At 52.5% G+C, this 13,031-nt stretch carries 10 protein-coding genes; all 10 read right to left on the reverse strand.

Translation table 11 applies throughout. The features are described 5' to 3' along the window. Positions 1–101: 101 nt before the first annotated feature. A complete protein-coding gene (locus tag DVH26_RS34230; RefSeq protein ID WP_239630077.1) occupies positions 102–2,492 on the reverse strand; it encodes a glycoside hydrolase family 95 protein in 2,391 nt (796 codons plus the stop codon). A gap of 89 nt (positions 2,493–2,581) precedes the next feature. Further along, the gene (locus DVH26_RS34235) at positions 2,582–3,889 is read right to left on the reverse strand and encodes an ABC transporter substrate-binding protein (RefSeq protein WP_239630078.1); all 1,308 of its coding nucleotides are present in this window, start codon (positions 3,887–3,889) and stop codon (positions 2,582–2,584) included. Between the two features lie 96 nt (positions 3,890–3,985). Continuing rightward, positions 3,986–5,602: an extracellular solute-binding protein gene (locus DVH26_RS34240; RefSeq protein ID WP_239630079.1), complete on the reverse strand. Its 1,617-nt coding sequence runs from the start codon at positions 5,600–5,602 to the stop codon at positions 3,986–3,988. A gap of 101 nt (positions 5,603–5,703) precedes the next feature. After that, entirely contained in the window at positions 5,704–6,570 is an 867-nt protein-coding gene (locus DVH26_RS34245; RefSeq protein ID WP_239630080.1) for a carbohydrate ABC transporter permease, read from the reverse strand. 51 nt (positions 6,571–6,621) lie between these two features. Continuing rightward, positions 6,622–7,476, reverse strand: a complete 855-nt coding sequence (locus tag DVH26_RS34250; RefSeq protein ID WP_239635588.1) for an ABC transporter permease — start codon at positions 7,474–7,476, stop codon at positions 6,622–6,624. A gap of 391 nt (positions 7,477–7,867) precedes the next feature. Next, entirely contained in the window at positions 7,868–8,242 is a 375-nt protein-coding gene (locus tag DVH26_RS34255) for a Rieske (2Fe-2S) protein (RefSeq protein ID WP_239630081.1), read from the reverse strand. Between the two features lie 4 nt (positions 8,243–8,246). Further along, complete coding sequence (locus DVH26_RS34260) at positions 8,247–9,341, reverse strand: amidohydrolase family protein (RefSeq protein WP_239630082.1); 1,095 nt, start codon at positions 9,339–9,341, stop codon at positions 8,247–8,249. A 94-nt stretch (positions 9,342–9,435) separates the two neighbouring features. Then, a complete protein-coding gene (locus DVH26_RS34265; RefSeq protein WP_239630083.1) occupies positions 9,436–10,953 on the reverse strand; it encodes an extracellular solute-binding protein in 1,518 nt (505 codons plus the stop codon). Positions 10,954–11,056: 103 nt separating this feature from the next. Continuing rightward, positions 11,057–11,935 (reverse strand): carbohydrate ABC transporter permease, encoded by an 879-nt coding sequence (locus tag DVH26_RS34270; RefSeq protein WP_239630084.1) that lies wholly within the window; start codon positions 11,933–11,935, stop codon positions 11,057–11,059. A gap of 41 nt (positions 11,936–11,976) precedes the next feature. Further along, entirely contained in the window at positions 11,977–12,957 is a 981-nt protein-coding gene (locus tag DVH26_RS34275; RefSeq protein WP_239630085.1) for an ABC transporter permease, read from the reverse strand. Positions 12,958–13,031 lie beyond the last annotated feature (74 nt).

The raw sequence follows: 13,031 nt of genomic DNA on the forward strand, positions 1-13,031 counted from the left end.
TCCCATGGCTGCATCGCTGACCAACGGCTTCTGCCGGCTATCGCACCCAACCGGATAGCCTCTTAAATATAGAAAAGGGGGCGCCAGCCCCCTCACTAATGCTACATCTTCAGCTCCAGCTTGAGCGGAACTCCCTCTTCCAAATGAATGCCGACGATCCGGTTTCCATCGCACCGCAGTCCTTCCACAGGAGATACCGGACGCGGGAATTGCAGCGTCACGTCCTGGCTTCGGCTGCGCGAGAGCAGCTCCAGCTGAACCGTGCCCGCATCTTGATCCCATGCGATCGTCACTTCAACAGCACCTCTGGCGAGCAGCGGGCCTGCCTGTCCTTTTCTCCACTTGGTCGGCAGAGCCGGCAGGATGCGGAGCGTACCGTTCAGCGAGAACAGCAGCATCTCCTGCACGGCTGCCGTCCAGCCCATATTCGCATCGATCTGGAACGGTGCCCAGTCCGCATCTACGCCGACGCCCATTTTGCGCCAATCGTTATGGAACGTATAGAAATTGTTAATAACGCAGGTTCGGCTCAGCAAATCCAGACATTCCAGCGCCAAATCCCCTTCACCCATCCGCGCGTAATGATTGGACATATGAGCAAGCGACCAGCCGGTCTGCTCCTTCAGCCCGATTACCAGCCGTTTCTTGGCGGCGGTGACGAATGCTTCGAACAGCTCGGGATCGTTCTCCCTTGTTACTTCCGTACCCGGGAATACCGGATAAATGTGCGATTGATGGCGGTGATGGTAATTATCCGTAAAATCCGGATGCATCCATTCGCTGACAGCACCGTCCTCGTTAATCCGGTAAGGCGGGATGCGCTTCAGCATCGCCTTCCATTTCTCTACCTCCTCTTCATAGACGCCGGCAGTCTCCGCTCCTTCGATCAAATGAGCGAGCACCTCCTTCGCAATGGCGAAGTCCATCGTGCTGTTGATCGCCGTCTCGGTCAGCGGCTTCTTGCCCGGCCCTTGCATATAATTGCCCGGCGCGTTCTCCGGTGAATTCGACGGGCAGCTGACATAATAGCCGTCCTCGTCTTCGATGAAGAAATCCTCGTAGAACAACGCTGTTTCTCTCAGGAACGGCAGCGCCCGCTCCCGCAAAAACTGCTCGTCGCGAGTGTACAGGTAATAATCGTAGTAATGCTGGGCAATCCAGCCCGCCGCCCCGGTCCAATGAATAATATGCGGCGCTTTATGCTTCAGCAAACCTGTATCCGGCGAGGTCGGAGCCGGAATGTAGATACCGCGGCAGCCATACAGCCGCTTCGCATTAGTCCGGAAATCGTCGATCAGCCGGTCGAAGTAATCGAACATGGCCAGGAGCAGCTCCGGCATATTGCCCGAGAGCGCCTGCCAATAAATCATCTGAATGTTCTCGTTGGACATGTTGAACGCCCACATGCCCTCATATTCTCCGCACCATAAGCCGTACAAGTGGCACGGCTGCCCGCCGTCGCGGGAGCTGGAAATGAGCAGATAGCGGCCGTAGGCCCACATTTTCTCCGTCATTTCGAGCGATGCCTCTCCGCGGTAGGCGTCGAGCAGCAGCTCCTCGTTCGATCGGTCGTAGCCGTCCGCCTGGAGGTCCAGCGTCGAAGCGCGGAACAGCCGTCCGTGCTCCGTCACGTGTGCTGCGAGCAGCTCGTCGTATTGGAGCTGCTTGCCGGCCAGCTCGTTGCGGAGCCGCTCCCATTCCGCTGCGCGTTCGCCGCGGACGAACGGCTGGATCACTACGAGCACGCTCTGCGCGCCGCTCACTTTCAGCCGTCCGTCGACGGTTCCGAGCACGCCGCCTTGAGGGATTACCCGAGCGACGGCACCGAAATCGGATTCGTCGTCGTTTTCCGCCGCATACAGGAGCAGGTCTCCCTCCGCGATCAGCTCGACCTTCTCCGGCAGTGTCGCCGAGCGGCGAATATCCTTCGGATCGTGCAGCTCGAGGCCGAACGTCGCTTGAATCGGATCGGGACCTTCGGCGCGAATCTCGAATACGATCCAGTCCGCCGGCCGCGACACGAATACCGCCCGTTCATACCGGGTAGGGCCGTCCGACCACGATACCGTCACTTCTCCGGTTTCCATGTTCAGCTCCCGCTGGTAAGCCTTGAATCCATGCGGGGAAGGCATGATGACCTTGAAATCGGCCAGCGGGAGCGGCCATGCCATCTTCGGCTTGTAGCCCCGCTCCTCCAGCGTATCCGCCATGATACGGTTCGCCTTCGGGGCGTCGCCGCCTAACAGCAGGCTGCGCACCTCCGGCAGCTTGTCGCTAATATCCGGCAGATCGGGAGTTTGGCTGCCCCGCCACAGCTCCTCATGCGTCAGCATGATCGTTTCCTCGTATACGCTGCCGTATACGGCGGCGCCTATTTTTCCGTTGCCGGAAGGCAGAGCCTCCCGCCACTTCGCTCCCCACCAGGAGGAAGGGTAACGCAGTATCAGCTTGTTTTTGTTGTCCTCAGTCGGTTTCTCTCCAGTTGTATTCATCCTCATCGTCCTCTCCTTGCGTCTATTAAGAAAATTCAGGGCGAAATAGGACCCGCTTTACAGGCGGGTCCTATTTGCCATGGCCGTAACTACTGCTGCTTGCGCTGCTCCTCGATCGACTTGTTAATCAATTCCTCGGCTTCGCGCAAAGCCGTATTGACATCCGCCTGGCCTGTTGCATATTTCTTGAACTGGGCGCGCAGGATGCCGAACGCTGCCGCATCGTATTTCGTAATCGACGAGAACGGCTTGGCATTTTTGTTTTTAATGAACGCTTCGCGGTTTTTGCCCTTCAGCACCTCGATATCCAGTCCGAAGTCCTTGTTAATGTCCGCATTCGTAAGTACCGCCGCGTTGCCGTTGCGGGCAATGAGCCGCTGGGCATCTTCGGTCAGCATGGCGCTAAGAGCCAGGAACGCCTGATCCTTATGCTTGGACGTCGTCGAAATCATCCGTCCCCCGCCCTCGAACTGAACGCCGGTAGCCGGTGCCTCCGGGAAGCTCGGAAGACTGACGACATCGTAGTTTAAACCGTTTTTGACCGCTTCCGGCATCGATGAGAAGAAGGAGCTTGTGGAATACATCGCGAGCGTCTTGTCTTTGGAGAACAAGTTCAGCCCTTTGCCGTAAGTCGTTGCATCCACTTCGTTTCCGGTTATTGAATAAAACCGCGCCCAATTCTCAAACATCTTCTTCCATTCGGCGTTGTTCACGATCGCTTTCTCGGTTTTCTCGTCGATGATTGGAACGGATAACTGATTGTACTGGATTTGGAACGCATCCTGGAAGTCGTAACCGCGGTAGGCTATGCCTCCGTCCGTTCTTGTTACCTTTTTGGCAAGCTCGTATACCTGATCCCAAGTCATGCCGTCTGTAGGGTACGGAACGCCGAAACGGTCAAAAATGTCCTTATTGTAATACATCGTCACCACGTTGCCGGATACCGGAAGCGCATACAATTTTCCGTCACCCGAATGCTTGCGGGCCGTATCCAGCGCAACAGGATCGATCTTGCTTGTATCGACGTTATATGTTTTCAAATACGGCGTCAAATCTTCGGCCAAGCTCAATGACTTGTACTTGCTTATGTTCGAGATGTTATCCCCCAAAATATCTGGCACCTCGCCCGAAGCGATAAGCTCGTCGATTTTTTTGCTCATGGGAACCAAGGTTATGTCAATGTGCGGATATTTCAATTTGACAGGGTTTACGATCAGCTTCTGGAACAGTTCCTCAGACATATTTCCGTAAAAGGTGAGCGTCACAGGATCGGTATTTATTTTTGCTGCTGCCGGGAGCTCTTCCTTCTTCTCCTCGCCTTTGCTTGAACAGGCTTGCGCTACAGATGCCAGTGCGACCAGCGTGGATAGCAACAATAAAGTATTCCGTTTTTTCATGGATAATCCTCCTTAATTATGAATTCATATTGGAAAAGGGAGGAGACCTCGGGCCTCCCCCTCAGGTGTCCCGTGCTAGAATGCGGATGCCGCGTACTATTTGAATTGATACAATTTATCGCGAAGCAGCGCTTTATCTTTATTGTCGGAGTACCATTTGGCATACCATTCGTCGACCTGTTTGCCCCCTGCTTTATCCCATAGAGCCTTCGCTTCGGTCACCGCCTGATCCGGAGTATATGCGGCACCGCTGACAATTGCCTTGATCCACAAATCCTCGATCTGCTTCTTGATGGTCGTATCGATCAGCTGGATATCATCCGGCGCAATCGGCATGTGCTCCCCGTGGGTAATATCCGCAATCGGACGCTCCGGAGACAAATAATATTCGTTCGCCTTTTTCAACAGGTTATAAAACTCTTTTTCCAGCGGATTGTCCTGGTTAAGCGTCTCCTCGTACTTGCCGCACTTGCCTTCCAGTGCCGGGGAGAACAGCATGCGGAAGTCGCCCGCGTAAGACAGCTGCTTCTCTTTCTCCTTGTCGACAAATACCGGACAGCCGTTGCTCCCCTGTTTAAAATGAGTGCCTTCCAGACCGTATTTCAGTGCTTTTCCGGTTGCCTCCGATGAAATGAAGTCGATATATTTCATGATCGCTTCAGGATTTTTCGCCTCAGTGTTAATGACTGCCGTCACCTGCACCGGATTGTTAATAGTAGGACTGAATTGGCCGTACGGGCTCTTCGGCAACGGGATGACGGCGACTTCGGCATTCGGATTGTTCTTCTTCAGCGACTCGTAAATTTGCAGCCATGCTGCGCCTGTCGTTTGTCCGCCCCACATGCCCAGCTTACCGTTGACCCAGTCCTGCTGCGCTTTTTGCCCGCTCTTATCGGTCAAATAATCCTTATCTACGATGCCTTCGTCATAGAGCCGCTTCTTAAACACCACAGCCGCTCGCGCACGCTCCCAGTCATGAATGAGCTTGCCATCCTCGATAACCCACCTTACGTTTTGAAACATGGCGTTAATAATCTGGTTGCTTATAAATGCGAGGGAGGCGCCGTACGTATCTTTTTTGCCGTTGCCATCCGGGTCCTGCTCGGCAAATGCCTTCACAACCTTGTACAAATCGTCCGTCGTCTGAGGCGTATCCAGCTTCAGCTTTTTCAGCCAATCCGCCCGGATGAACAGCGCGTGGTTCGTCTGCAGGCCGTTTATGACGCCGAAGCCGTACATTTTGCCGTCAGGCATAGTCGACACTTCCTTGAGTACCGGGTATTTCTCCAAGAGTCCCTTGTACGTTGTGCTGTACTTGGCGATCAGGTCATCGACCGGCTTGATTTGTTTTTGGACATACAGCTGGCCGCGAAACACGTTGGAAAAATCAAAGATGAGATCGGGCGCGCTGCCGGAAGCAAACAAGGTTGTCAGCTTGGCCGCCGCATCGTTGCGGGGAATCGCCATAAATTTCACGTTGACCGGTCCGTTGGCATTGATCCACTCGGTCCAGCGGTTTTTCTCTATCGTCCCTTCCTCCTGCGGCACGAGGCCGCGGTCGTACACCGTTGCGCTGATCTCGGGCTTTTTCCCGGACGTTTCCTTCCCCTTAGCATCGTCAGTGGAGCTTGCGCAGCCTGCAAGTACCGCCGTTGCTGCGAGCAGCACAGCCGAACCGGCGCGCATCCATTTCACTACTCTTGTTCTGGTCATCTTTTACGTGCCCCTCCATTGTTCAAACCTCATACTTGTTGAGTATGCCCCTCCCGGAAAGGAATCGGCGGCATCACTCCCTTCCAGAATGATGATGGCCGCTATCCTTTGATAGCTCCGATGAGTACGCCTTTGACGAAATACTTTTGCAGAAAAGGATACACCATCAGCATGGGAACGACCAAAACGACGATCCCTGCGGTTTTGATCCCTTCCGGCGTTATAGAAGCCTGCATATCGCTGGCGTTCATTTCCTGCATCAGCGACTGGCTTTGGTTCATCTGCTGCACCAGCACCGTTAAATTATACTTGTCCGTCTGATTAATATAAATCAAGAGCGAGAAGAAGGCATTCCAGTACCCTACCGCGTAAAATACGGACAGTGTCGCGATAACCGGCAGCGAGAGCGGCAATATAATCTGCAGCAAAAATCTCCATTCGCCGCAGCCGTCCATACGGGCGGCATCGTCCAGCTCCTCCGGGATCCCATCGAAATACGTCCGCATGACGAGCATATTGAATGTGCTGATCAGCCCCGGAAGCCACAAGGCGCCGTAAGTATTGATCAAGCCCAGCGACTTCAGCAGCAAATACGTGGGAATGAGGCCTCCGCTGAACAGCATCGTGAAGACGGTGGCCATCGTAAAGAAACGGCGGCAGTAAAAATAGCTTCGCGACAGCGGATAAGCGGCGAGCACGGTGAACACCATGCTGAGCACAACACCGACGACGGTGATGATGACGCTGTTTTGGAGCGCATGAACGATTTTCGAGCCACGGAACAGCAGCTCGTACGATTCCAGTGTCCACCCCCGCGGCCATAAGGTGACCAGACCTGAGGTGACGGCGTGCGGGCTGCTTAACGATACGGACAGCACGTGCACCATCGGAAGCAGACAGGTGACCGCCGCCAGGACAAGAATAAAGCCGGTAATACCGTGGTACAGTCTTTCTCCTGATGTTCTCATTCTTACCTCCTGAGCTCCTGCAACGTGCTTTGTGAACGGTTGAACGGCAGCTTACCAGATGCCTCTATTGAACTTGCGGGCAACGGCATTCGCCGAAACGACGAGAATGAACCCTACGACCGATTCGAACAGCCCCATTGCGCTCGTCAGGCTGAACTGCCCCTTTTGCAGGCCAATCGTGTAAATGTACGTGCTGATAACCTCCGCCACACCGGATACGACGGAATTTTGCAGCGTGTATACCTGGTCGAAGCCGACCTCCATCACTTTGCCCATAGAGAGGATCAGCATGAGCACGATGGTCGGCGCGATGCCCGGCAGCGTCACGTGCCACAGCTGCTTCCACTTCCCGGCTCCGTCTATACTGGCCGCCTCATAGAGGCTCGTATCGATAGAAGACAACGCAGCCAGATACACGATGGCGCTGAAGCCTGCTTCCTTCCATATGCCGGACCCTACGAAGATAACGAGCCAGGACGTCTCATTGTATAGAAACGGGAACGTGTTCCCGGTCCACTGCCGAATCCAGTGATTGATGACTCCCGATTCCTGAGAAAAGATCGTCACGACGATGCCGCCGACGATGACCCATGACAGAAAGTGAGGCAAAAAGATCAGTGTTTGCACCGTCTTTTTAAACCATAGCTTTCTTACCTCGTTCAGCATGATGGCCAGTATAATCGGGAACGGAAATCCGACGATAATGTTCAGCAAGCTCAGGATCAGCGTATTGCGGATGATGAGCAGCGAATTCGGATTGCTGAACAATAGGCGAAAATGCTTCAACCCGACCCACGGGCTTCCGAATATGCCGTCGGCAAAGTTATAGCTTTTGAATGCGACGATGACCCCGGCCATAGGAGCGTATTTGAAAATAACGTAGAAAGCGATGACGGGTACGAACATGACGATCAGCGGGAGGTTTTGCTTGAACCTTCTTTTTCGTCTCAGCGCCAGGATGCTGCCCAATCTTCCCGCCGGCGCTTGCAGAGCGTTACTATCTAGCTGTTGCTGGCTCATGACTCACCTCGGCCTTTCGTGTGTTGAACACCAATGTAGCCGAAATAGGGCGCTGCGGCAATGGACAGTATTCCGCGAGGTTACTGAATTCCTTTTTTCCTTATACAGCGGGGCTTGGAAGGCCGATGGTCACTTTTCCGGGAGTGGTCAATTTTCCGAAAAGCATGATGCAGGGCCCGCAAATGGCGGTGTTTAGCGAGCGAAGACCTTCATCCTGCACGACAAAAAAGCCGCTTCAAGCGAAGGTTCAAATTTCGCTTGAAGCAGCTTCTTTATTTTAAATCAGCACATAAACCTGATCGCCTTCCACTTCCACCTCGTATCCGCGCAGCTTAACCGATTCGTCCGCCAAATGCCTGCCGTTTGTCAGATCGAACTCCCAACCGTGCCAAGGACAGCGTAATATCTGCTGGTCCTTGCCGTATTTGTACTCATACACCATCGATGGCAGCCGTGTACCACAAACTTTGCCTACGCAGACCGGTGCGGCGGCATGAGGACATACATTTCTCCAGGCGTAAAAGCTGCCGTGGACGTTAAAAATACCAATCTCCATCCCCTTTACTTCCACGACTTTTCTTCCATTTTCCGCTTCCGCCAACTCTGCAACGGACGCAACCGCATATCGTGTCCTAGACTTCACTTCGCTCACCGGATTAGGCCTCCTTCCCCGCTGACGTTTCAGCCTTCGTATGCAAGCCGTACAGCTCCATGGCATTATCGGCCAGAATCTTTTGCCGCAGTTCTTTGCGGATCGGCTGCAGCGCCATCTTCGGATTGTCGAAGTCCCAGTGCGGATAGTCGGAAGAGAATAGGATGATGTTATCCGCTCCGATCATATCGAATATTTGATTCAGATGAACCGGATCGGCCGGCTCTTCGATAGGCTGCGTCGTCAGCCGGATATGCTCCTTTATATATTCCGAAGGCAGCTTTTTCAGCCATGGAACGAGATCGCGCAAGCCTTTATAGTTTTTGTCCATCCGCCACATCAGATGAGGCAGCCAGGCAATGCCGCCTTCAATAGCGACGAATTTGAGCTTCGGAAACTTTTCAAATACCCCTTCACAGACGAGACTGTTCACATGCGCCATATAGTTGATAGGCAAAATATTGTGCCATTCCAAATAGGTGGTCGGATAACCGGACGGTGTCGGAGCTCCGGCAATCCCTCTGCCTTCCGTTCCGGGATGGACGGCTACCGGCAATCTGTTGCGTTCCGCCGCTTCATAGATCGGATGGTAAAACCGCTGGCCGTACAGCATCCGCGCTCCGCTGCACATAATGACCTGCACCATATCCGGATGCTTCGCCATCCGGTCGATTTCCTTTGCCGCTGACTGGGGATCGGCATGATTAATAAGAATCGAGCCTTTATAAACCGGGCTCTCCTTCAGCCAAGTTTCGACCAGCCAATCGTTGTAGGCGCTTGCCACCACATTGCCGTAATCCGGATTGGGATTCAAGGAGATGCCCAATATCCCTGACCCTGTCAAAATTCCGTAATCAATCCCGTACTTCTCAAAATGATGCTTCAGCATATGCTGAGGATCGCTGCCGGGGGTTCCTCCGCCCTCAGGTACGGCGTCTTTGCGCATAACCCCTAGCGGGGAGTACCAGCCTCCCGCATAACCGGGCCCGGCGGACAGCCAATAATCATGCCATACCTTCGGCAGGAAAGGCAGCAAATCCTTGGGCTTGGCTATGGCATTGTGAACATCGGCATCGATAATATTCGGCTTGTTGCTCATCAGTTCAATTCCTCCTCGATCGGAATGACAGCTTCTAAGTACAACATCCCTGCCTGCCGAAAATCCGACAAAGCAAGCAGGGATGCTGTACATCTTATTTAGCCTTATAAGCCTCGTTTGTTTCTTGAATGATCTTCTGGAACTGCGGGTCGGTTTTCAGCTTGGCGATATATTCGTCCCAAGCCGCCATCGTTTCTTTGCCCAAGATCACTTTGATCTTCATATCCTGAACCTTTTTGTACAGATCAGGTCCGACGGTCAAGGCCGTTTGGGAAATTAACCCGTAGCCGGGGTCAGGCTTGCTGAACGCCGCTCTGTCATCGACGATCTTCTTATTGCGGTCGTAGAACTCTTTCGGAATGCCGTTATAGTACGCTCTTTGGTATTTGTCGTACATTTGGAATATTTGCAGCAGGTTGTTGGTGATGTCGGGTATATTATCCGTCTTGGCCTGCTCGGTAGCCACCTTGAAGCCATCCTTCACTGTATAGTGCTTATCGGCCAGGCCAAATTGCGTAATCGTTGAAATTTCTTCGCCGTTTCCTTGATCTACGAAGGCAAGAATCTTTTTTAGCTTCGCTTCCGGTACCGTTTTCGGAATAACGTACATCCCGAATACGCCGGAATCCTTGCCGGCAAACTTCCCTTCCGGCCCCATGACGTAGGTCAAAGGATATGAATCCGCTTTCGGATCGATTTTGCGCAAGGCATCGGTGTACAACCATTGAGGGTTCAGCGCCGATCCGAATACGCCGGCTTTATTCGCCATATACATCTCTCTCGCCTGCGTCGATTTCATGACGGCAAAGTCCGGCGCGAGCACCTTCTCGTCGTACGCTTTTTTCAGCCATTCGAGCGCCTGCTTTTGGCCGGGATCGAACAGTACCGGCGTGAGCTGGCCGTCTTTCAATTTCCATTTGCCGACCGACCCGGTAAATACGTTCTCCACCCACCCGAATGCGCCCATGCCGTCAGGATCGACGTGCCCGGTAAGTCCGAACGAATCCGCTTTTCCGTTGCCGTCAGGATCTTTTTCCGTAAAGGCTTTGGCTGCCGCATAAATCTCATCCATCGTTTCCGGAACCTTCAGCCCCAGCTTATCCAACCAATCCTTGCGGACGTGGACGCCCCAGCTCCCTTCTAACGGACGAGGACGCGGGATGCCGTAGTTTTTCCCTTGGATTTTGGCGTTATCCCATATTTCTTTAGGCAAGGCGCTCAAATTTTTGTAATCTTTAATATAAGGTGTAATATCCCAGAATGCCCCTGATGCGGCCATTTGCACCACTTGCGAATCGTATACGTTGCTGACGAAGGTCAGATCGGACAAATCGCCGGAGGCAAGCGCCACCTTCGTTTTTTCATTGATGGAATTAAAAGGAACCCACGTAATATTCAGCTTCGTATTTGTTTTTTGCTCAATGGCCTGAAGCAGCTCATTGCTTGAATCTACCGCTTGTGCCCCCTGCTGGTTAGCAAAAATGGAAATTTCCGTCGGCTTATCGGACGACGCATCGCCTTGCGCCCCTGTTGCCCCTTGTCCGGAGCAAGCCGTGAGCATTGCCGGGATTACAAGCGATACCGTGCATGTTAGGGTAATCGTCTTTTTCATACCAGAACCTCCCTGCTAATTGTAATGTAACGCAGTCTAAGCCTTGTTTCAATCGAAGTCCCTTCTTGATTCTCCTTCACCGGAACCGCAAGAAGTCATCGCATCACCCCTTTATCGAGCCTACCATTACCCCTTTGGCAAAATGCTTTTGTAAAAACGGATAAACAAGCAGGATAGGAACGGTTGAGATGACAACCGCCGCCATTTTCAACGTATCGGTGGGGATAGCTATCTCACTGGACATTTGGTTCGCTATTTCGCCGGAGGACGAACTCGACGAGTCGATCAGCAGCATTTGCAGCACAACCTGCAGCGGCCTTAAATCCGCTTTGTTGATATACAAAATGGCTGAAAAAAACGTGTTCCAATACGCCACGGCGTAAAATAATCCGAAAGCCGCCAAGGACGGGAGCGAAAGCGGTAAAATGATCCTCGCGAACACTCCTATATCCGAAGCTCCGTCTATTTTACCGGCTTCCTCCAGTTCGTCAGGGATACTTTCGAAGAAACCCTTCATCAAGATCACATACCAGCCGCTTGTCAGCACAGGAATGATCAGCGACCAGATGCTGTTCATCAAGCCGAGCTCCCGTACCACCAGGTACGGAGGAATAATGCCCGGGTTGAACAAGGTCGTCATCAAAATAAGAATAAGCAGGATACGGCGTCCTTGCAGCCGTTTGCGGGATAGCGTATAAGCTCCGGCCGACGTTACAATCAGGCTTAACGTAGTTCCTGCCACGGCCAGAAACGCACTGACTCCGGTTGCTTTGACAAACACATTGTTCGCCAGCAAATATTTATAAGAGGTCAGCGTCCATTTCTCCGGAAACAGCACAAGCCCTTTCTGCAAATACTCAACAGGCGTGGTAAAGGATACGACAAACACGTAATAAAAAGGGAACAGCATTATAAGGGCAATACCTATTAATAGTATCAATACCGTTGAATCAAACAGCTTGTCGGTTACACTACGGTTCATGCATAGCTCCTCCTACCCTTCATACATCCGAGGTGCTTGAATTAATAAACGCCTTCCTCGCCGAATTTTTTGGCCAGCCGGTTGGTTATAACTACAAGCACGACGCCTACAATCGATTTGAACAGGCCGACCGCGGTGCTGTAGCTGAACTGCGCCTGCTGAATCCCGCTGCGGTACACATACGTATCGAACACATCCGCAACGTCGGACACGGCTCCGTTCATCATCAGGTACACCTGCTCGAAGCCGACGTCCATCATATGGCCGACCCGCAAAATGAGCAAGATAATGATGACATTCCGTATCGCCGGAATGGTGACGTGCCAGATTTGGCGAAGACGCCCGGCTCCGTCTATTTTGGCGGCCTCGTATAGCTGGGTGTCTACCGAGGCAATCGCAGCCAGGAAGATAACCGTCCCCCAGCCGGCTTCCTTCCATATGGATTGAAAGGTCAGAAGCAGCCAGAAGAAGTCCGGATTCGTAAGAAAGGCAACTTTTTCAAAGCCAAGCGCGAACAATATTTTGTTGATAACGCCTTCGGACGTGGACAACATCAGAAACGTAATCCCCGCAATCACGACCCAGGATAAAAAATGCGGCAAATAGATGATCGACTGCATCGTCCGTTTTACCCATTCAAGTCGAACCTCGTTTAACATAATGGACAGCAGAATGGGCAGCGGGAAAAACAACAGCAAATTTAATACATTAATAGCCAGCGTATTACGAAGCAAAATAAAAAAATCTTCATTGGAAAAGAAGCGCTGAAAATGCTCCAAGCCTACCCAAGGGCTGTCCCAAAAGCCGACATAGGGCGTGTAATTTTTAAAAGCGATCAGAATCCCCCACATCGGCACGTATTTAAATACAAGGAAATACACCAGCATGGGCATTGCAATGAAATATAAATATTTGTCCCTCACCAACCCCCGCCACACGGTACGCACCCGCAGAGAACGTTTATTCTGTGAGGCCGTACGCCATCCGCTTCGCTCCAAGGATAACCGCTCTTGTTTACTCATAGCCAATCCCCCCTCTCTTTGTTGTTCTTGGTCCCAATATAAAAGGCGCTGCCGTTTCCGGCAATTGGACTCTT

Origin of the sequence: Paenibacillus sp. H1-7 (genome assembly GCF_022354825.1) — a bacterium.
Taxonomy (GTDB): domain Bacteria; phylum Bacillota; class Bacilli; order Paenibacillales; family NBRC-103111; genus Paenibacillus_S.